The sequence below is a fragment of the Streptomyces sp. LE64 genome, from assembly GCF_052606915.1.
Genome location: NZ_CP199708.1, coordinates 5,817,117 through 5,837,503 on the forward strand (window position 1 = coordinate 5,817,117; position 20,387 = coordinate 5,837,503).

Annotated in this window: 18 protein-coding genes; 8 read left to right on the forward strand and 10 right to left on the reverse strand. The window is 74.3% G+C overall.

All coding sequences use genetic code 11. From position 1 onward, the window contains the following. Positions 1 to 224 precede the first annotated feature (224 nt). On the forward strand, positions 225 to 890 hold the full coding sequence (locus ACSMX9_RS25995) for a TetR/AcrR family transcriptional regulator C-terminal ligand-binding domain-containing protein (RefSeq protein WP_445397481.1): 666 nt from the start codon (positions 225 to 227) through the stop codon (positions 888 to 890). A gap of 135 nt (positions 891 to 1,025) precedes the next feature. On the opposite strand, the gene ACSMX9_RS26000 is transcribed toward ACSMX9_RS25995, so the two are convergent. Beyond that, positions 1,026 to 1,982: a DUF2510 domain-containing protein gene (locus tag ACSMX9_RS26000; protein ID WP_445397483.1), complete on the reverse strand. Its 957-nt coding sequence runs from the start codon at positions 1,980 to 1,982 to the stop codon at positions 1,026 to 1,028. Between the two features lie 281 nt (positions 1,983 to 2,263). Here ACSMX9_RS26000 and ACSMX9_RS26005 point away from each other — a divergent pair, with 281 nt between their 5' ends. Further along, positions 2,264 to 4,966, forward strand: a complete 2,703-nt coding sequence (locus tag ACSMX9_RS26005; protein WP_445397485.1) for an ATP-binding protein — start codon at positions 2,264 to 2,266, stop codon at positions 4,964 to 4,966. A gap of 23 nt (positions 4,967 to 4,989) precedes the next feature. Here ACSMX9_RS26005 and ACSMX9_RS26010 read toward each other — a convergent pair whose 3' ends face one another. Then, a complete protein-coding gene (locus ACSMX9_RS26010) occupies positions 4,990 to 5,949 on the reverse strand; it encodes a DUF3048 domain-containing protein (RefSeq protein WP_445397487.1) in 960 nt (319 codons plus the stop codon). Positions 5,950 to 6,041: 92 nt separating this feature from the next. Next, a complete protein-coding gene (locus ACSMX9_RS26015) occupies positions 6,042 to 7,106 on the reverse strand; it encodes an ATP-dependent DNA ligase (protein ID WP_445397489.1) in 1,065 nt (354 codons plus the stop codon). A 111-nt stretch (positions 7,107 to 7,217) separates the two neighbouring features. Here ACSMX9_RS26015 and ligD point away from each other — a divergent pair, with 111 nt between their 5' ends. Beyond that, positions 7,218 to 8,258, forward strand: a complete 1,041-nt coding sequence (gene ligD / locus ACSMX9_RS26020) for a non-homologous end-joining DNA ligase (protein WP_445397491.1) — start codon at positions 7,218 to 7,220, stop codon at positions 8,256 to 8,258. 36 nt (positions 8,259 to 8,294) lie between these two features. Here the strand turns inward: ligD and ACSMX9_RS26025 are convergent, their stop codons facing one another. The 4 genes from ACSMX9_RS26025 to ACSMX9_RS26040 form a co-directional block, all read right to left on the reverse strand. Beyond that, a complete protein-coding gene (locus tag ACSMX9_RS26025) occupies positions 8,295 to 8,555 on the reverse strand; it encodes a WhiB family transcriptional regulator (protein WP_351248929.1) in 261 nt (86 codons plus the stop codon). Between the two features lie 106 nt (positions 8,556 to 8,661). Continuing rightward, positions 8,662 to 9,633: an acyl-ACP desaturase gene (locus ACSMX9_RS26030; protein ID WP_351248927.1), complete on the reverse strand. Its 972-nt coding sequence runs from the start codon at positions 9,631 to 9,633 to the stop codon at positions 8,662 to 8,664. Positions 9,634 to 10,141: 508 nt separating this feature from the next. Next, positions 10,142 to 10,558, reverse strand: coding sequence for an SsgA family sporulation/cell division regulator (locus ACSMX9_RS26035; RefSeq protein WP_351248925.1), 417 nt, complete (start codon positions 10,556 to 10,558; stop codon positions 10,142 to 10,144). Between the two features lie 169 nt (positions 10,559 to 10,727). After that, the gene (locus ACSMX9_RS26040; protein ID WP_445397493.1) at positions 10,728 to 11,027 is read right to left on the reverse strand and encodes a YciI family protein; all 300 of its coding nucleotides are present in this window, start codon (positions 11,025 to 11,027) and stop codon (positions 10,728 to 10,730) included. A 96-nt stretch (positions 11,028 to 11,123) separates the two neighbouring features. On the opposite strand from ACSMX9_RS26040, the gene ACSMX9_RS26045 reads away from it, so the two are divergent. Continuing rightward, positions 11,124 to 11,828, forward strand: a complete 705-nt coding sequence (locus tag ACSMX9_RS26045; RefSeq protein WP_445397495.1) for an endonuclease V — start codon at positions 11,124 to 11,126, stop codon at positions 11,826 to 11,828. Here ACSMX9_RS26045 and ACSMX9_RS26050 read toward each other — a convergent pair. Genes ACSMX9_RS26050 through ACSMX9_RS26060 form a run of 3 tightly spaced genes read right to left on the reverse strand, consistent with a single transcriptional unit; the run spans position 11,766 to position 14,101 of the window. Next, positions 11,766 to 12,419 carry a VTT domain-containing protein gene (locus ACSMX9_RS26050; protein WP_445397497.1) on the reverse strand — a complete coding sequence of 218 codons (654 nt, stop codon included), beginning with the start codon at positions 12,417 to 12,419 and terminating at the stop codon, positions 11,766 to 11,768. The two genes, ACSMX9_RS26045 and ACSMX9_RS26050, sit on opposite strands and share 63 nt — an antisense overlap. Continuing rightward, on the reverse strand, positions 12,412 to 13,161 hold the full coding sequence (locus ACSMX9_RS26055) for an SDR family oxidoreductase (protein ID WP_445397499.1): 750 nt from the start codon (positions 13,159 to 13,161) through the stop codon (positions 12,412 to 12,414). The genes ACSMX9_RS26050 and ACSMX9_RS26055 overlap by 8 nt, the downstream gene beginning before the upstream one ends. A 10-nt stretch (positions 13,162 to 13,171) precedes the next feature. Continuing rightward, complete coding sequence (locus tag ACSMX9_RS26060) at positions 13,172 to 14,101, reverse strand: helix-turn-helix transcriptional regulator (RefSeq protein ID WP_445397501.1); 930 nt, start codon at positions 14,099 to 14,101, stop codon at positions 13,172 to 13,174. Positions 14,102 to 14,358: 257 nt separating this feature from the next. Here ACSMX9_RS26060 and ACSMX9_RS26065 point away from each other — a divergent pair, with 257 nt between their 5' ends. The 4 genes from ACSMX9_RS26065 to ACSMX9_RS26080 all read left to right on the forward strand — a co-directional run bounded on the left by ACSMX9_RS26065 (position 14,359) and on the right by ACSMX9_RS26080 (position 20,225). Beyond that, positions 14,359 to 15,573, forward strand: a complete 1,215-nt coding sequence (locus ACSMX9_RS26065) for an acetyl-CoA C-acetyltransferase (RefSeq protein WP_351248913.1) — start codon at positions 14,359 to 14,361, stop codon at positions 15,571 to 15,573. A gap of 52 nt (positions 15,574 to 15,625) precedes the next feature. Next, positions 15,626 to 17,815, forward strand: coding sequence for a 3-hydroxyacyl-CoA dehydrogenase NAD-binding domain-containing protein (locus tag ACSMX9_RS26070; RefSeq protein WP_445397503.1), 2,190 nt, complete (start codon positions 15,626 to 15,628; stop codon positions 17,813 to 17,815). Positions 17,816 to 17,943: 128 nt separating this feature from the next. Next, complete coding sequence (locus tag ACSMX9_RS26075; RefSeq protein ID WP_445397505.1) at positions 17,944 to 18,807, forward strand: oxygenase MpaB family protein; 864 nt, start codon at positions 17,944 to 17,946, stop codon at positions 18,805 to 18,807. A gap of 389 nt (positions 18,808 to 19,196) precedes the next feature. Next, the gene (locus ACSMX9_RS26080) at positions 19,197 to 20,225 is read left to right on the forward strand and encodes an oxidoreductase (RefSeq protein WP_445397507.1); all 1,029 of its coding nucleotides are present in this window, start codon (positions 19,197 to 19,199) and stop codon (positions 20,223 to 20,225) included. The last annotated feature ends 162 nt before the right edge of the window (positions 20,226 to 20,387 follow it).

A 20,387-nucleotide genomic window follows, 5' to 3' on the forward strand; every position in this document is an offset into this window, starting at 1 on the left:
GAGGGCGGCGCGGGACGCCGGCCCGGCCGGATCGGTGCCGGGGGGAGAGCCCCGGTGCGGGAGTCCATGCCCTGCCCCTTTGTCTGGTTGTGCCGCTCAACACGTATCGATACGCGAGTGTACCGATACGGCAGCGTATCGGTACACTCGCGTATCGCTGGGCTGTCGCATCGCGGACGGGAACCAGCGGTGCCGGACGGGACCAACGGGGCAGGAGGAGCGGGATGGCGGGGCAGTCAGCGCGGCCGGTGCCGGTGTCGGAGCCGGCGGCTCCGGCCCGTCGGTCCAAGATCAGCCCGGAACGGGAACGGGAGTTCTTCGCCGCCGTCCTCGACCAGCTCCGCGAGCACGGCTACGAGTCGGTCACCATGGAGGGCGTGGCGGCCCGCGTCCGGTGCGGCAAGTCCACGCTGTACCGCCAGTGGGGCAGCAAGCCCCGCTTCGTGGCCGCGGCCCTGCGCTCCGAACGGTGCCCCCGTTTCGCCGGCATCGACACCGGCAGCCTGGCCGGGGACCTCAGGGCCGCCGCCCACGCGGCGGGCACCGAGTCCTGCGACGACACCCGGTTGCTGCACGCCCTCGGCCACACCACGCTCCAGGACCACGAACTGCAACGGGCGTTGTGCGAGGCGCTGGTCGAACCGGAACTGGCCGCCCTCGACGCCATGCTCGCCCGGGCGGAGGCCCGTGGGGAGATCGGCGCCGCACACCCGGCGGCCGAGTACGTGGCCGCCCTGCTCTTCGGCGTCACCCGGGTGCGACCGCAACTGGAGGGACGCTTCGCCGACCCCGCCTATCTGATCGGGCTGGTGGACGCGGTGATCCTGCCCGCCTTCGGCCTCACCGCGCCGCCCCGTCCCGCGGCGGACGGGGCCAGTCCCGCCCCCTGAGCGCCAGGCCGCCGCCCCGGGGATGACCGGTGGCGGCCTGGCCGCGCCGCACCGTGGGGACGGGGGCGGCGCGCACCCCCGGGCCGGGTGGGTGCCCTCCCGCGGAGGGCACCCACCCGGCCCGATCCGCGGGCGTCAGGCCGACCGGCCGTTGCCGACTCCCTGCGGGGCCTTCTTGATGCCCTTGGCGATCTTGTCCATCACGGACGGCGCCGGGGCCTCGTCGCTCACGTCGAACCCGAACCGCACGACCACGAACTGCTTCGCGTCCTTCGGCGAGGGGAAGACGAGCGACTGCACGTAGCCGTCGTCGCCCTTCTCGGTGACCACCTTCCAGCGGACCAGGTGGCCCTCGCCGCCCGCGACGGTCGTGGCGCGGTTCGCCAACACCTGGTGCGAGGTGATCCTGCCGTAGGTCTTCCCGCCGTACGCCCGCTCCGCCGCCTGCTCGATGTCCGTCCGCGCGATCGCCGCCGCCGAGGTCTGGGTATGCCGGTACGCCGCGGCAGGGGCGGAGTCGGCCCCGGCCCGCGCGCACTGCTCCCCGGCGTCGCCCGGGCACGGGTAGGGCCCGGTCGACAACTGCGCGCCGATGGGCGCGGACTCGCCTGACCACCCCTCGGGCACCGGCAGGCTGATGCCGCTCGCCCCGTCGGTGACGTACCCCTCCTCCGCGGGCGGCTGTGCCGGCCCGCCGGGGCCGCGGGGCCCGCTCGGTGCGTCGGGGCTCTCGGTCTCGGGGCCCGGCTCCGGGGTCGGAGCGCCCTGCGGCGCCGGGGACGAAGCGCGGCTCCGGTCGTCGTCCCCGCCGTCCCCGTCGTTCCGGGTCAGCGCGTACACGCCGCCCACCAGACCGCCGAGCACCGCGAGGGCGACGACCCCGCCTATCGTCGCGCGCACCGCCCGCCGCCGTGCGGAGGGCGGTGCGGCCGGCGGCCAGGCCGGTGCGGTCGGGGGACCCCAGGCGCCCGCCGCGCCGAGTACCCGGGTCTGTTCGGTCCAGGCGGTGCCGTCCCACCAACGCTCGGTCGTCGGCGCGTCACTCCTCTGCCCGGGATCGGGGTACCAGCCGGGCGGCGTCATCTGGGTCATGGCGCCCACACTAGGAGCTCCTCCTGAAATCCGGATGAGAGGGGATGCCGCTGCCCTCCCCGCGACCAGCGGCGGGGCCCCGGGCCCGCCCTCCCGGCCGTACCCCGGCGACGGACTCCGGGCCCGCGGACGGCACCACGGTTCTGAACGCGTGTTCGCCCTGTTCGAGTGCGGGCGTCACTCGGGCAGGGCAACCTGTTCGGTCCCCCCGCGAATCCGGCCTTCGGCCCGCTAACCTCGGTGTTCCGTAAGCCGGTTGAGTGATCTGGGGAGGACGCGGGATGACACAGGAACGGCCCGGAGGGGCCGGTTCGAGCCCGCTGTGGGAACGGGAGGCCGAACTCGGCTCGGTACGGGCGGCCATCGACCTCCTGTGCACACAGACGCCCCGGAGCGTGCCCTCCCGCCCGGAGAGCCCCGGTGGCCTCCTGGTCTTCACCGGCGAACCGGGCGTCGGCAAGACGGCACTGCTCGACGCGACCCGCAAGGCGGCCCGGGACCGCGGCTGCGCCGTCTGGTCGGCGCGCGGCGGCGAGACCCTCGCCTCCGTCCCCTTCTACGTGGTGCGGCAACTGCTCAAACCCGCGTTGCTCTCCCTCAGCCCCGAGGAGTACGACCGGCTCGGCGGCTGGCTCGACATCGCCGGTCCCGCCCTCGGCATGACGGAACCGAGCGGCGGGCACGTCGATCCGCAGGCCGTCTCGGACGGGCTCGTGGGCGCGGTCTGCGACCTCACGGAGATCAGCTTCCCCCTGGTCCTGCTCGTCGACGACGCCCACTGGGCGGACCAGGAGACCCTGCGCTGGCTGGTCAACCTCGCACAGCGCCTGGACGAACTGCGGATCCTCCTCGTCGTCACCCACCGGGCCGTCGCCCCGGGCCGGGAGGCCGCGCCCGCCCTGGCGCGCGTGGGCGCACTCGCCGGCCTCCGCGGCGTCCTGCACGACCTGACCCCCGGCGCCGCGGCCCAACTCACCCGGGCGAGGCTCGGCAGCCACGCCGACGACGCCTTCTGCCGTCAGGTGTGGGCCGTCACCGCCGGCAACCCCTACGACACGGTGGAACTCCTCGCCAAGGTCGAGGACCGGGGCCTCGAACCGGTCGAGTCCTCCGCCGAGGAACTGCGCGGCCTCAACAGGTCCGCCCGGGACGGCGGTCTGATCGCCCGCCTCAGCGCCCTCGGGACGGCCACCGTCGAGCTGGCCCGGGCCGCCGCGATCCTCGGCACCAACATCGCGGTGCCCGTCGCCGCGGGCATCGCCGGGATCCCCGTGGAGGAGGCCCGCGGGCGCGCCGCCGACCTGCGCACGGCCCGGATCTTCGCCGAACGGCCGCCGAACCGCCCCGACGAGGAGGACCGGCTGGAGTTCGTGCACCCGCTCATCGCCAGCACCGTCTACCAGGCGATCCCCGTGGCCACCCGGACCGCCCTGCACGGTGCCGCGGCCGGCCAGTTGCGCAAGGCGCAGGAACCGGCCGCCGTCGTGGCCCGGCACCTGCTGGAGGTCCATCCCGAAGAGGACCCGGAGCTGGTGGCGCAGTTGCGTGCCGCGGCCGGGGAGCACCTCGGAGTGGGCGCGCCGGAGGCCGCCGTCCGCTGCCTGGAGCGCGCCCTGCGCGAACCGCCGCTGCCCGAGCACCACGCCGAGGTGCTCTACGAACTCGGTTGCGCGACCCTGCTGACCGCCCCCACCAAGACCATCGCCCATCTGCGCGAGGCGCTCGCCCTGCCCCACTTCACGGGGGAGAACCGGGTCGACGCGGTCTGCCGCCTCGCCCAGGCGCTGGTGCACAACGGCGAGTTGGAGGAGGCCGTGCGGGTGATCGACGGCGAGGTCGACCTGCTGCCGCCGGGGCCGCACCAACTCCGGTTGCGGGCCCTGCGCTTCATGTGGCAGGGCATCCACGCCGGCCACCAGGACTCCACCCGGCGCTCACGCAGCCTCAAGGAGCTCGCCGACCCCCTGAACGGCCGGGACAACTCCGAGCGAGCCCTGCTCATCATCCGGGCGTTCGACGCGTTGACCCGCGGGGAGAACGCGGCGTTCGTCGTGGAGCTGTGCGACCGCTCCCTGGTGAACGGGGAGCTGCCGCCCGGGCTCGGCTGGACGGACACCGAGTGGGGCTTCGAACTCCTGATGATGCTCGGGAGTTCGTACCTGTTCGCCGACCGTCTGGACCGGGCGGGCAACCTCTTCAACGACGCGCGGCGGGAGTACGAGGACAGGGGCTGGACCGGAGCCCATCTGGCGCTCGCCCACTGCTTCGGCGGATACGTCCTGCGGCGGCGCGGCAAGCTCGTCCCCGCCGAAGGGCTGCTGCGGGAGGCCCTGCGCCTGGCCGACCGGGTGGGCACCGGCCTGCCGATGCACTGGGACGCGGCCTGCATGCTGATCGACACCCTCATCGCCCGCGGCAACATCGACGGCGCCATGGAGGTCTTGGAGAAGTACAAGGTCGCCCCGCCCTACCCGTCCACCTTCATCATGCCCGACCCCGATTCGGTCCGCGGGCGGCTCCTGATCGAGGCGGGACGGGTGCCGGAGGGGATCGAGGCGCTGGAGGCCGCGGAGCGGGCCGCGCTCGCGAGCGGTCGCCACAACACGGTGATGGCGACCTGGGCGGGGGACCTGGCGCGCGCCCTGGCGAAGGAGGACCCCGCCCGGGCCGCGCGGCTGGCCGCGGTGTGCCGGGCACAGGCCGAGCGCTTCGGCACCGACACGGCCATCGGGGAGGCCCTGAGGTGCGCCGCGGTCCTGGCGACCGGGCAGCGCTCGGTGACGCTGCACGCCCAGGCCGCCGCCTACCTGGAGGCCTCGCCCTGCGGGTACGAGCACGCCGTGGCCCGGATCGAGTACGGCATCGCGGCCCGTTCCACCGCCGAACTGGAGCGGGGCACCGCCCTCGCCCGCGCCTGCGGCGCCGACACCGTGGCGGCCCGCGGCGAAGAGGTCCTCGCGTCGTGGCGGCGGTTGCGGGGCTGAGCCCCGCCGGGGCGGGTCCGCCCTCAGCGCTCCACCAGCAGCACCCAGACCGGGCCCGCGGCGAAGTGGAGCGGTCGGCCGTCGGTGGTGGTGAAGGTGGTCCCCCCGGCGGCCGAGGGCCGCTGCCACTCGCCGGCGTGGGCCCGCCCGTCCCGCAGCACCTCGACCGGCCCGGAGCCCACGGTCACGGTGAACGGCGAGTTGTTGCCCATGAAGTCCTGGAACCGTGACTCCCGGATCTCCACCCGCTGGACGACGACGGTCGCCGCGGTCACCGCGGTGCCGTCGGCGTCCACCGCCCGGCGCCCGTCCAGGGCGACCTGCCACCGTCCCGCCTCCGCCGACCAGGTGAAGGTGAACCGGGCCGAGGGGAAGCGCACGGTCCGTTCCGTCACCGGTTCTCCCCCCTCGGGTGCCGCCCCGGTACGGAAACCCGCCTCCGCCAGCACCGCGGCCCCGGCCGGCCGGTCCACCACCTCCGCGGGGTGCAGGACCAGGTCGTGCGGGGCCACCCGGGACGGGTCGCGAATGTACGCGCCGGCCGGAGCACCCTCGGGCTGCACGGGGCGCAACGGCGCCGCGTCGATCAGCGGCAGCAGCTTGGACTGGGCCCCGGAGAAGGCGAGCACCGGATCGGGGAACTGGGCCAGCAGTTCCAGGTCGGACTCCCGGGCGCTGCGCACCGGCCCGACCTCCGGCGGCAGCCGGGTGGCGTAGAGCGCCATCAGTCGGCTCAGCCCCGCCTCGACCTGCTCCGCGTACACCACGTCGGCCGCGGCGAGGCCGAGCTGGGGGCGGGCGGCCGCCACGTTGTCGATCTTCACGGCCAGCAGGGGAGCGGCACCGGACGGGGGCGCGCTCGACTCGGCGGGCGAGGGACCGCCCGAGGAACAGGACGTGCCGAGCACGGCCAGCACCAGCACGGCCAGGGCGACGCAGCCGCCCCGTCTGGCCCGGGCACCCGCCCGGAAGGACTTCGTCATCCGCACACCCCCGGTGTCCGACTGCCCCCACGGTACGTCCGACTGCGCCGCGGGGCCCCGGGAACGCGCGCGTTCCGCCGGCCGGACGGGGCTCAGCCGCCGAGGACCTCCCCGAGGTCGTAGCGCACCGGCTCGTCCAACTGCTCGAACGTGCAGGTTCCGGGGGTCCGGTCCGGACGCCAGCGCCTGAACCGTGCGGTGTGCCGGAACCGCGCCCCGTTCTCCATGTGGTCGTACGCCACCTCGCACACCCGCTCCGGGCGCAGGGGGATCCAGGACAGGTCCTTCTTGCCGGACCAGCGGCTTGGTGCCCCCGGCAGCCGGGCGGCCTCGTGCGCCGCCCCGTCCGCCCACGCCGCCCAGGGGTGCTCCGCCGCCGACTCCAGCCGCAACGGTTCCAGTTCGTCCACCAGTTCGGCCCGGCGCTTCATCGGGAAGGCGGCGCACACCCCCACGTGCTGGAGCACGCCCCGGTCGTCGTACAGCCCGAGCAGCAGCGAACCGACCACCGGGCCGGACTTGTGGAAGCGGTAGCCCGCCACCACCACGTCGGCACTCCGCTCGTGCTTCACCTTGAACATGACCCGCTCGTTCGGCCGGTACCGCAGGTCCAGCGGCTTGGCCACGATCCCGTCCAGGCCGGCCCCTTCGAAGCGCTCGAACCAGGAGCGCGCCACCTCGGGGTCGGTCGTCGCCGGCGCCAGGTGCAGCGGTGGGGTGGTGTCGGCGAGGGCTCCGGCCAGCAGTGCGCGGCGTTCGACCAGCGGCGCCTCCAGCAGGCCGTCGTCGCCGAGGGCGAGCAGGTCGAAGGCGACGAAGGACGCGGGGGTGCGCTCGGCGAGCAGCCGGACCCGGGAGTCGGCGGGGTGGATGCGTTCGGTGAGCGCGTCGAAGTCGAGGTGCCCCTCCCGGGCGATGACGACCTCCCCGTCCACGACGCACCGGCCCGGCAGCCGGGCGGACAGCGCGGCGACCAGTTCGGGGAAGTACCGGGTCAGCGACCTGCCGGTGCGGCTGCCGAGTTCCAGTTCGGGCCCGTCCCGGAAGGCGATGGCCCGGAAGCCGTCCCACTTGGCCTCGTACTGCATGCCGGGCGGGATGTCCTTGACGGACTTGGCGAGCATCGGCTTCACGGGCGGCATCACCGGGAGGTCCATACCGCGATTCTCGCCGAACGGGACGTTCGGTGCAGATCCGTCGATCCTCGGCCCCCTCGACCGGGGAGCGCCGACGTGCGCGTCCCCGGCCCTGCGCCTACCGTGGCCGTCATGGGTGCCAGCAGCCACGGCAAGCCGGTCGAGCTGGAGGCCGGTGGGCGGACCGTACGACTGTCGAGTCCGGACAAGGTCTACTTCCCGGAGCGCGGCTTCACCAAGTTGGACCTGGCCCGCTACTACCTCGGCGTCGGCGACGGCATCCTGCGGGCCCTGCGGGACCGCCCCACCACCCTGGAGCGCTACCCCGAGGGACTGGACGGCGAGCACTTCTTCCAGAAGCGCGCCCCCAAGAACACCCCCGACTGGATCCCCCGCGCGCACATCACCTTCCCCAGCGGGCGTTCGGCCGACGAGATGTGCCCCACCGAAGTCGCGGCCGTCGTCTGGGCCGCCCAGTTCGGCACCCTCACCTTCCACCCCTGGCCGGTCCGGCGCGCCGACACCGAACGTCCCGACGAGCTCCGCCTCGACCTCGACCCCCAGCCCGGCACCGACTTCGCCGACGCGGTCGCCGTCGCCCACGAACTGCGGGCCGTGCTCGCGGAGGCGGGCATGCGGGGCTGGCCCAAGACCTCGGGCGGTCGCGGCCTGCACGTCTTCGTGCCCATCGAACCGCGCTGGACCTTCACCCAGGTCCGGCGCTGCGCCATCGTCTGCGGTCGGGAACTGGAGCGCCGGATGCCCGGTCGGGTGACCACCGCCTGGTGGAAGGAGGAGCGCGGCGAACGGATCTTCGTGGACTACAACCAGACCGCCCGGGACCGCACGATCGCCTCCGCCTACTCCGTGCGCCCCCGTCCGCACGCCCCCGTCTCCGCGCCGCTGCGCTGGGCGGAGGTGGACGAGGTCACCCCCCGGGACTTCGACCTCGCGACCATGCCCGTGCGCTACGCGGAGCTGGGCGACGTCCACGCGGACATGGACGAGCACCGGTTCTCCCTGGAGCCCCTGCTGGAGCTGGCCAGGAGGGACGAGCGGGACCACGGCCTGGGGGACCTGCCGTACCCGCCGGAGTACCCCAAGATGCCGGGCGAACCCAAGCGCGTCCAGCCGAGCAGGGCCCGCCACGAGGCGGTGGACGAAGGTTCCTGAGCGCGGGCGCGGCGCCCGTCGCCGCGGTGGGACCGGTCAGTCCCGGCCGGATGCCCGGCGCAAGGCGAACCGCTCGCGCTCCGAGAGGCCGCCCCAGACGCCGAAGCGCTCGTCGTGGGTCAGGGCGTACCGGAGGCACGCCTCGCGCAGGTCGCACATCCGACAGATGCGCTTGGCCTCGCGCACGGAGCTGCCGGGTTCCGGGAAGAAGAACTCGGCCCCGGTCTGTGCGCACAGGGCGCGGTCCCAGTCGACGCCCTGCTCCGCTTCTTGATCAATGACACCGTCCGTCTGCATGCCCCGATCGTGCCGCGCGGGGAAAAACGAACGATCAACGCGCTGTTCAGCGCCCCGTCGAAGGGGGCGGGGGGGCGCTCGGGCCCCTGACCCCGCCGACCGGTGGTCACGCCTTGCGCGCGGCCATCCGCGCCTTGCGGGCCGCGAGCTTCTCGTCGAACGCCCGGGCTTCGCTGTCGAGCCCCTCCATGAAGAAGCCGAGCTCCTCCTGGGCCTTGAGTCCCTCGGGCCCGAGCCCGTCGATGTCCATGATCTTCAGGAACCGCAGTACCGGCTGGAGCACGTCGTCGTGGTGGATGCGCAGGTTGTACACCTCGCCGATGGCCATCTGCGCGGCGGCCCGCTCGAACCCGGGGATGCCGTGTCCGGGCATCCGGAAGTCGACGACGACGTCCCGGACGGCCTGCATGGTGAGGTCGGGAGCCAGGTCGAACGCCGACTTGAGCAGGTTCCGGTAGAAGACCATGTGCAGGTTCTCGTCGGTGGCGATGCGGGCCAGCATCCGGTCGCAGACCGGGTCGCCGGACTGGTGCCCGGTGTTGCGGTGCGAGATCCGGGTGGCGAGCTCCTGGAAGGCCACGTAGGCGACGGAGTGCAGCATGGAGTGCCGGTTGTCCGACTCGAATCCCTCCGACATGTGCGACATGCGGAACGCTTCGAGCTTGTCGGGGTCGACCGCGCGCGAGGTGAGGAGGTAGTCCCGCATCACGATGCCGTGGCGGCCCTCCTCGGCGGTCCAGCGGTGCACCCAGGTGCCCCAGGCCCCGTCCCGTCCGAACAGTGACGCTATCTCGTGGTGGTAGCTGGGGAGGTTGTCCTCGGTCAGCAGATTGACCACGAGGGCGATCCGGCCGATCTCGGTGACCTTGGACTGCTCCTTCTCCCAGGGGTCGCCGTCCTCGAACTGCCCGGGGAAGTTGCGGCCGTCCGACCACGGCACGTACTCGTGGGGCATCCAGTCCTTGGCCACCTTCAGATGGCGGTTGAGCTCCTTCTCGACCACTTCCTCCAACGCGTGGAGGAGTCTGGCGTCCGTCCAGGTGGACGGGGCGCCGAGGTGGGGAGAAGTGAGCGTCACTGGAGCTCCAGGGAAGGGGAGTGCATGCCGGGAACCGTAACCTACGCAGTCGTAGGCTACGTCCGCGTAGGTTACGAACCCGTAGGTTAAGCCCGCTGTAAAGGCGCCTCCCCGCCGGGGGTGGCCGGTAAGGCGCCGGCGCACGCCTGACCACGGCACTTCCGCCCTCTGCGCGCCCGGGGCGCACGCATCCCGCAAGCGGACTGAGAGGCACCTCACACCGCCGTTCAGCGGCGCGTCCCGGGCGGGGCAGGCTCCCGTGCCCGGGACGGCCCCGGGTGATCCCGGCCGCTCCAGGAGCGGCAGGCCGTGGCGGGCCGCGCCGCCCTCGGCCCGCGCGGTTCCCCGGGCCGGCCGGAGGGACACCCGCGATCGACGTCGACGGGGCGGCCTCCCGACACCGTCGGGTCCGATCGGCCGGGTGCGGCGACGGTGTCACCGGGCCCGGACGCGCCTCGCCGTCACCGCGGTGGCTCGGTGCGGTGACGGCGGAAGCGGGGCGGGTCGGTCAGCAGGGGTCGCGCATCAACGCCGCGAGGTCACCGTCCAGGTCGAGGTGCAGGTACTCGTCGCCCCGGGCCACCACGGCGTCGGTCCGGCGCAGGAACCGGCGCAGCTCACCGCTGCGCACGTGCACGATCGCGGTGCCCTCGGGGGCGTGGAACTCCATGACCGTGCGGTCGTACCCGTACGGTCGCACCCGTACGTCCCCGTGGCCGGCCGCTTCCTCCATCCCGGCCGTCAGCAGTTCCCGGGAGAACGTCCAGCACACGTCCACGCCCTCCAGGGTCGCGGCGGCGGGGAACGTCATCCTGATCGCGAAGGGATCGTCCTCCGTGTAGCGCAGCATCGCGGGGATGGTGGCCATGCGCGGCGCGGCGGCGACCAGTCGCGCCTCCACGGCCTGCTCGATGACGATGGACAACGCGTGCTCCCTCGTGACGGCGGTGAGGTCGGCCCGGCGCCCGGCGGGCCGACGAAGCCGGACACCTGAAGAGACGACGGAAAGCCCCTTCACGTACACCCGGACGGTCAGTGACCTCGGTCACGGCCGCCGCGCCGGGCACGGGCCGCCGGACCGGAACGGCGGCCCGTCAGGACGGGGCCGGCTGCCGGTACGCGTCGAGCGCGGGTGCCGTCCGGGTGACGACGAACTCCGTGATGCGGTAGGCGCAGACCCCGGCCGTCACGAACGGATCGGTCGCGGCCAGGTCCTCGATCGCCGCGCGGTCCGTGCCGACCGCGAGCAACACCCCGCCGTCGCGCGGCTGCTTGCGGCCCGAGGCGATCACCACTCCGGAGGCGTACAAGGCGTCCAACCACGCGATGTGCGCGGCCAACTCGGCGTCCACGGCCTCGACGGGTGCGGTGTAGGTCAGTTCCAGAACGAACATGACCGAAACCCTATCGGCTTCATCCCGAACCGCGCGGCCCGGCCCGGGGTCCGGGCCGTGGGCTGCGGCGCCCGCCGACCCCGTACCCTCGACGCAATGGAAGCCGTCGCGAATCCCCGCCCCGCCCCGCTGCCCGCCGGTTGGCCCGTGAGCGAGGAAGGGGCCCGCGCCGTCCAGGACGCCCTGCGGGACGCCGTCGTGCACGACGAACCCGGGCCCGAGCCCGGTCTCGGGCACGCGACCGGGGTGGACGTGGCGTACGACGACGCCCGTGGTGTCGTGGCCGCGGCGGCGGTGGTCCTCGACTGCGCGACCCTGAAGGTGGTCGAGGAGGCCACCGCGGTGGGTCCGGTGGCTTTCCGCTATGTCCCCGGGTTGCTCGCCTTCCGTGAACTCCCGGCCGTCCTCGCGGCGTTGGAGGCGCTGTCCGTGGATCCCGGACTGGTGGTGTGCGACGGCTACGGGTTCGCCCACCCGCGCCGCTTCGGTCTGGCGAGCCATCTCGGAGTGCTCACCGGGCGGCCCACGATCGGCGTCGCGAAGAACCCGTTCGTCTTCACCCACGGGGAGTTGGCCGAACACCGGGGAGCCGCCGCCCCGTTGCTCGCCGGGGACGAGCAGGTGGGGGCCGCGCTGCGGACCAGGGCGGGCGTCAAACCGGTGTACGTCTCGGTCGGCCACCGGGTGTCGCTGCCCACGGCACTCGCCCACACCCTGTCCCTGAGCCCGCGCTACCGCCTACCGGAGACCACCCGGCACGCCGACTCGCTCTGCCGCAGGGTCCTGGCCGGCCGTTCCTGAGGGCTCCGGGGCGGTGCGGCCCGCCGCGACCTCGGCGAGGACCCGGTCGATCCGGCGCGAGCGACGCAGCAGCCGCGGCGCCCGGGCTCCGGCGAGGCCGATGAGCACCAGCGGCACCGGCCGGCCCGCGAGGACGGCCAGGACGATCGTCAGCGGTTCGACACCGGCCAGCGCACAGGCCAGCACCGCGGTCCGCGGGGTGAACGGCAGCATGGACAGGGCGGCCAGCACCCAGGGTCCGTGCTGGGCGACCAACTCGGCCGCCTGTTGGAACTCGGCCCGGTCCGGCGCGAGTTGCCCGGCGACCTGGAGAAGTCTGTCCCCGGCGGCCCGAACGGCGAGGGCGGTGAGCAGGGCGCCCAGCACCGAGCCGGTGACGAAGGTGAGGACGAGCGGCCACCAGCGACGCGGATGCAGCGCCGCCAGCCCGGCGAGGAGCAACTGGCCGGGCAGCACCGGCAGGACGTAGTCGCCGAGCGGGAAGGCGCCCACCGCGGGCAGGAACCAGCGCCGGTCGGCCGATCGGTCCAGCCGGGACAGCAGCCGTCCGGTCCGGGTGGAGGGCACAGGGGCGGTGGCGGTCTCAGCCATGGCGCAGCGTCCGGTAGCCGAGGGACGGGGCGAGCCGCATCAGGGGCGGCAGCAGCCGCGCCTTGCCGACGTAGACCTCCGACCGCCCCCGGGCCACGCCGTGCAGCACGGAACGGGCTGCGGCGGCCGGGCTGATCTTGCCGCGCCCACGGCCCGCGGTCATGTCCGTGTCGACGAGGGGGAGGACCGCGTCGACCACCCGGACGTGCGGCGCGCCGTCCTCGCACTGGTAGCGCAGCGCCCGGGTGAAGGTGCGCACCGCCGACTTGGCGGCGCAGTACACCGGGGCGGAGGGCTTGGGCACGACGGCCAGCCCGCTGCTGATGTTGACGATCGCCGCGGACGGCTGCCGGCGCAGATGGGGGAGCAGCCCGGTGGAGAGGGTGATGACGGCGTCCACGTTGACGGTCAGCTCGCGTCGCAGGAGTTGCCGGGTGCGGGGGAGGTCGTCGGCGAGGAAGTCGGTCAGGTGCTGCACCCCGGCGTTGTTGAACACGGCGCGCAGCGCGGGGTGGCGGGTGGGCAGCGCCTCGGTGAGGGCGTCGAGGGCCGTGGGGTCGGCGAGGTCGACGACCTCGATCGACACCCGGTCGCCGTGCGCGGCCGCGAGCGCGGCGAGTCGTTCCCGGTCGCGGCCGACGGCCACCACGTGGGCGCCGAGCCCGACCAGTTGTCGGGTGAGTTCCCTGCCGACCCCGCGGGCTCCGCCCGTGACGAGGACGGTGGTGTCGTGGAATTCCATGGGGTGACCTTCACTTCGTTGGGTCGGGGCGTCGGGCGGGGGGCCCGAACGTGGACCGGTAGGCCGCCGGGGTCATGGCGGTGCGGTGTTTGAACTGACGGGTGAAGTGCGGCTGGTCGGCGTAGCCGCAGGCGAAGCCGATCACGCCGATGGGGTGTTCACCGCGGACGAGCAGGCTCGCGGCCCGTTCCGCGCGCACCTCGCCGAGCAGCCCGGTGAAGCCCCCCGCGGCCGCCAACCGCCGTTGGAGGACCCGTGAGGAGAGCGCCAACTCCCCGGCGAGGTCGGCGAGCGTCCAGCGGCGGGCGGGGTCGGCGGCGAACAGTTCCCGGGCGGGCGCGGCCGGGTCGGTGCCGGGTTCCGCGCTTCGATCGGGGCGCGGCGGTCGGCTGCCGGACCAGGCGAAGTGCCAGTGGGCGCTGTCCCCGGGGGCCGGTTCGACGCGGAACGCGCCCTCGCTGAACACGGTGAGCGGCCGGTGCCGTCCGACGGTGACCGTGACGTCCAGGGCGCCGATCATGACCAGGAGGGCGGTGAGCACCCCGATGACGACGGCGTCCTCCGCCGGTTCGGGCGGCGCCCCGACCGGGCCGGTGTGTTCGACGAGCAGTCGACCGGCCCCGCTGTCCCGCACCCGCACCCGGTGCCGGGCGTGGGTGAACCGTTCCAGCCGGCACCACCGCTCGAACAGGTCGTGCGGGGAGGCGGCGGACAGCAGGGCCGAGACGGCCGGGTCGGAGCGGACCTCGGAGAACCGCCGCCCCACCCGGAGCAGGGGCAGCAGCCCGTGCTCGTGGGCCACCTCGGCCAGGAACCGGCGCTTGGCGGCGAGCGGGAGCAGCGCTCCGGACCCGGCGGGGGCCACGGTGTGGATGCCTTCGGCGGCCAGGGCGCGCTGGGCCACCGCCACCAGTCGTGCACTCGCGTACGCCTCGTCCATGGTTCCCCTCCGTCCGGTGCCCTCACGCTAGGGCCCGGTCCGGGCCGCCGTCTTGAACGATCACGCCACCGGACCGGGCCCGTGACGCCGGATTCCGACCGGTGGCGGGCGCGGGCGGCGCCTCGTGCGGCTATCGGTGGGTATCCACGGGGACAGCCCTTTAGCATCGCTTCCGGTGCCGCGAGCCGCTTGCGGGCCGGTCGCGCACGCCACGCATCCGCAGCGCGCCCGCACGGGCGCCGTCGAAAGGCCCACCCGTGACCACCGAAGCATTCGTGTACGAAGCGATCCGCACCCCGCGCGGGCGCGGCAAGGCGAACGGCGCCCTGCACGGCACCAAGCCGATCGACCTGGTCGTCGGACTGATCCACGAGCTGCGCGACCGCTTCCCGGACCTCGACCCGGCGGCGATCGACGACGTGGTCCTGGGGGTCGTCAGCCCGGTCGGCGACCAGGGCTCCGACATCGCCCGGATCGCCGCGCTCGCCGCGGGACTGCCGGACACCGTCGCCGGGGTGCAGGAGAACCGCTTCTGCGCCTCCGGGCTGGAAGCCGTCAACCTCGCCGCGATGAAGGTCCGTTCGGGATGGGAGGACCTCGTCCTCGCGGGAGGCGTCGAGTCGATGTCCCGGGTGCCGATGGCCTCGGACGGCGGGGCCTGGTTCGCCGACCCGCTGACCAACCTCGCCACCGGATTCGTTCCGCAGGGCATCGGCGCCGACCTGATCGCCACCATCGAGGGCTTCTCCCGCCGCGAGGTCGACGCGTACGCGGTGCTTTCCCAGGAACGCGCGGCGGCGGCGCGCGCGGACGGCCGCTTCGACCGTTCCGTCGTTCCGGTGCGCGACCGGGCGGGGCTCGTCGTCCTCGACCACGACCAGCATCCGCGCCCCGGCACCACGGTGGACGGCCTCGCCGCGCTGAAGCCGTCGTTCGCGGAGATCGGCGAGCGCGCGGGCTTCGACGCCGTGGCCCTCCAGGAGTACCACTGGGTCGAGCGCATCGACCACGTCCACCACGCCGGCAACTCCTCCGGCATCGTGGACGGCGCGGCGCTCGTCGTCGTCGGCTCACGGGCGGTGGGGGAGCGCTACGGGCTCCGGCCGCGGGCCCGGATCGTCTCCGCCGCGGTGTCCGGCTCGGAGCCGACCATCATGCTCACCGGACCGGCGCCCGCCACCCGCAAGGCCCTCGCCAAGGCCGGGCTCACCGTCGACGACCTCGACCTGGTGGAGATCAACGAGGCGTTCGCGGCGGTGGTGCTCCGGTTCGTGCGGGAGACGGGCCTCCCCCTGGAGAAGGTCAACGTCAACGGCGGTGCCATCGCCCTCGGTCACCCGCTCGGCGCCACCGGGGCGATGATCCTCGGCACCCTCGTGGACGAACTCGAACGCCGGGACGGGCGCTACGGACTGGTCACCCTGTGCGTCGGCGGCGGCATGGGCGTCGCGACCGTCGTCGAACGCCTCTGACCGCGCCGCTCGTCCCCCTCCACCCGCCCGCCGCACCCCGGAGCAGTCACCCATGAGCGAGTCCACCACCGTCCGGCAGCCGTCCGCGATCCGCTGGCAACAGGACCGGGCCGGGGTCGTCACCCTCGTCCTCGACGACCCCCACCACTCCACCAACACCCTGAACGTGGCCTTCCAAGCCTCCCTCACCGCCGTGGCCGACCGACTGGAGGCCGAACGCAGCAGCGTCCGGGGCGTCCTCGTCACCTCCGCCAAGAAGACCTTCTTCGCCGGCGGCGACCTCAAGGAACTGCTCGCCGCCCGCCCGGAGGACGCCGCCCGGGTCTTCGAGGCGAGCCTCGGCGTCAAACGCGACCTGCGCCGGATCGAGACCCTGGGCGTCCCCGTGGTCGCGGCCCTGGGCGGCACCGCCCTCGGCGGCGGGTACGAGATCGCCCTCGCCTGCCACCACCGCATCGCCCTGGACGCCCCGGGCGTCAAGTTCGGCCTCCCGGAGGTCACCCTGGGCCTCCTGCCCGGCGCCGGCGGGGTGACCCGCACGGTCCGGATGCTCGGCGTCTCCGACGCCCTCCTCAACGTCCTGCTCCAGGGCACCCAGTACGGCCCGCGGCGCGCCCTGGAACTCGGACTCGTCCACGAGGTCGTGCACAGCCCCGAGGAACTCCTGGTCAGGGCACGGGCGTTCATCGACGCGCATCCGGAGTCGCGGCAGCCCTGGGACGCCCCGGGCCACCGCATCCCCGGCGGCACCCCCGCGCACCCCCGGCTCGCCGCGAACCTGCCCGCCTTCCCCGCCACCCTGCGGAAGCGGACCGCTGGGGCGCCCTGCCCGGCGCCGCGCGCCATCCTCGCGGCGGCCGTCGAGGGCGCACAGGTGGACTTCGCCACCGCGGAGGTCATCGAGTCCCGCCACTTCACCGCCCTGGTGACCGGGCAGACGGCGAAGAACATGATGCAGGCGTTCTTCTTCGACCTCCGTACCGTCAACTCCGGTGCCGCCCGGCCCCGGGACGCCCGGCCGCGCCCGATCGGGAGGGTCGCCGTGCTCGGCGCCGGCCGGATGGGGGCGGGCATCGCCCACGCGTGCGCCCGCGTCGGGATCGACGTGGTCCTGGGGGACGTCTCCCTCGACGCCGCCGAGCGCGGGCGGGAACGCGTGGCGGAGCGGTGCGCCAAGGCCGTCGCCCGGGGCCGCGGCAGCCGGGAGGAGGCGGACGTCCTGCTCGCCCGGATCACCCCCGCGGCCACCGCCGCGGACTTCGCCGGGGCGGACGTGGTCATCGAGGCGGTCTTCGAGGACCCCGACCTGAAGCGCCGGGTGTTCCAGGAGGTCGAGCCCTTCCTGGCCCCGGACGCCCTGCTGTGCTCCAACACCTCCAGCCTGCCCGTCACCGACCTCGCCGACGGGGTGCGGCGCCCGGCCGACTTCCTCGGCCTGCACTTCTTCTCCCCGGTGGACCGGATGCCCCTGGTGGAGATCGTCCGGGGCGAACGCACCGGCGACGAGGCGGTCGCCCGCGCCTTCGACCTGGTGCGCCGGCTCCGCAAGACCCCGATCGTCGTCAACGACGCCCGCGGCTTCTTCACCTCCCGGGTGATCGGGAGGTTCCTGGACGAAGGAGTGGCGATGGTCGGCGAGGGCGTCGAACCCGCCTCCGTCGAGCAGGCCGCCGCCCAGGCCGGCTATCCGACGAAGGTGCTCGCCCTCGCCGACGAGGTCACCCTCACGCTGTCCCGCAGCATCCGCGCCGCCGCCCGCCGTGCGGTGGAGGACGCCGGGGGCACCTGGCAGCCGCATCCCACGGAGGCCGTCGTCCACCGCATGGTCGACGAGTTCGACCGCCCCGGTCGGGCGGGCGGCGCGGGGTTCTACGACTACGTCGACGGTCGACGTGCGGGCCTGTGGCCGGGGTTGCGCACCCACTTCACCCGCTCCGGTGCGCCCGCGTCCCTGCCCGAGCTGTCCGAACGGCTCCTCTTCGCCCAGGCGTTGGAGGCCGTCCGGGCGTGGGACGAAGGGGTGGTCACCTCCGTCGCCGAGGCCAACATCGGCTCCCTGCTCGGCATCGGCTTCCCCGGTTGGACCGGCGGAGCGCTCCAGTACGTCGACGGCTACCGGGGCGGGCTGCCCGGCTTCGTGACCCGGGCGCGTGAACTCGCCGAGCGCCACGGGGACCGCTTCGCCCCGCCGGAGTCCCTGGTGGCGCGCGCCCGGCGCGGCGAACCCCTCCGTGACCGCTGACCCCTGCGCAGGGCTTCGCCCCGCGTGCCCACCGGTGCACGGGGCGAAGTGGCCCACGCCACAACGGAATCACCTGACGCGCGGAGTCAAATGAGCCTCTCCGGAAGCATCTTCCTCATACTGGCCATATGTCGCTCGATGTCCAACATTCTCGTATTCTCCAACCGCCTCCGCCCGGAGGCATCCTCTGGCAGGACACAGGTGACATCCGCACCTTGCTGACCCTCGGCCCGGCCTTCGTCCTCCAGGTGAGCCACCCCGCGGTCGGGGCCGGCGTCGACGACCACTCGGCGTTCCGCACCGACCCCTGGGGCCGTGGCGCCCGCTCCGTGCGGTCCGTGCTGCTGTGGGTGTACGGGGAGGAACGGGCCGTGGCGGAGGGGCGCCGTCTGCGTGCCCTGCACCGCACCGTCGGCGGTACCGACGCCCGGGGGCGCCGCTACCACGCACTGGCCGCCCGCACCTACGCCTGGGTGCACGCCACCGGGTACCCCGTGACCCGCTACGCCCGCCCGTACCTCTGGTCCCGCCCCTACACCGAGGACGAGGAGCGCCGTTACTTCGCCGAGTGGCGTCGGGTCGGTCAACTCCTCGGCATCCACGAACGTGATCTGCCGGAGACCGTCGAAGAGTTCTGGCCCTACTACCGGGCCACCCTCAAGGAGCTGGAACTCACCCAAGTGGCACAGGAGTTGCTCGACGTCCGACGGCCGCTACCGGTCCCCGAAGCGGGGCCCCGACCGGTGCGGATCGCGGTGCGCCTGCTGTGGCCCGCGCTGCGCCCGCTGTTCCTGCGGCTGCGCCGGTTCCTGTCGATCGGACTGCTGCCGCCCGAAGCGCGCACCGCGCTGGGGCTGCCGTGGACCGAGGCCCAGGAGCGTCGCCTACGGCGGCTGTGCCGGGCCATCGGGGCCGTGGTCTCCCGGCTTCCGCACCGCATGCGCTACCTTCCCGACGCCCATGCGGCCCGGGTCCGGCACGGACTGGACTGAGCGGCCGGTCGAGGACCGTCCGGGGGCGGGACACCGCGCGGCGCGCCGTCCCGCCCCGTCCGTCCAGTCGGACGGCGCCGGCTACGCCCTCGACCGTGTGTGCGCCCCCGCGCACGGCCGGCGCGGCACCCGCCCCCGCGCCGCCCCGCGCCGGGCCCGGCTGGCGCGGGGCGGCGGATTCGCAACGGCAACCGAACCACCCCCCGGACGCCGCGACCGTCGAGGTGATCGCCTGCCACCGCACCGTTTGCCCACAGCGAAGAGCGGGCCCCGTCCGTCCGGCATCCGCCGCCCCCGCCACCGCCGTCCCTCACCCGGGCACCCGACCGGCCCCCTCCGCAGCCGTGGCGCGCCGCCCCCCGGCCGGCCCGGCTGGGGATACTCGCCCCATGTCTGCCGCGTACGCGACCTTCGCCCTGGCACCCGCCACCCGTGCGGGCGAGATCCACGCCAACGGCGAACCCCAGGCACACCGGGACTTCGTGGACTTCATCGTCGACGGCCGCCCGCTGCTGTACCGCCTCGCCGACCTCGACGCCGTCTCCCCGCTCGCCGCGGACGTGCCACCGGCGATCTTCTCCTCCCAGGTGCGCAGCCTCCTCCTGGAAGCCCCCGCCCCGCTCGCCCACCGCCGGCACATCATCTACGCCTGTCCGGAGTGCGAGGACCTCGCCTGCGGCGCGGTGACCGCAGTCATCGAACGGGACCCCGCCTCCCCGGAGGACGTCGTCTGGCGCGACTTCGCCTGGCAGACCACCCCCCGCGTGGACCTCGTGCTCGGCGGCTACCACGGGCTGGGGCCGTTCCGGTTCCGCGGCGCCGAGTACCGCGCGGCCCTGCGCCCCCTCCTGGACACCGCCGGGCCGGCTCCGCGCCGGGTGCTGCTCGTCGGCGACCGGGTCGCCGTACTGGCCCGGCTCGCCGCGGCCCTGCGCACCATCGGCATCGGCGCCGAGATCACCCGGGACGCCGCCCGGGTGCCCCCGGCCGAACTGCGCACCTACGGCGCGGTCGCCTTCGGCGCCACCGTCCCCGCCGGCGAACGCACCCAGGTCCGCGCCGCGTTCGCGCACGCCGGGGTCAACGTCACCTACGTCGACGGACTGGCGCCCATCGTCCCCCTGCTCGTCGCCCAGGTCGAACACGCCCTGGACACCGCCCCGGCCGGACGCCGCAGGCTCACCCGCCTCGCGCGTTCCGGAGACGACGCCGGCATCGACGTCACCTCCACCTGCCGGGTCCGCGTGCTGGCCTACCGCCTCGACCGACTGCGCCGTGCCCGCACCCAGGAGGTGTTCGACGGGGTGCTCGGCCCCGGCCACCACCGAATCCCGCTTGACGGTGGCCTGCGTCGGAGCCGATCCTTCCTGGTGGCGCGCACCACGGACAGCGTGCTCGTCGCGCCGTCCGCACGGTGACGGCGGCGGCCGCCGGGCGCCGTCCACGAGGACCACGACCAGCAGGGGGTACCCGCCGATGTGCCGGTGACCGAGGACCGTCCCGACGGACGACGCCCCGCCCCCGGGCCGCAGCGCATGTGCCCGCGGGCACCCGGCGCGGGCGCAGCGGTGTGCGTCCGT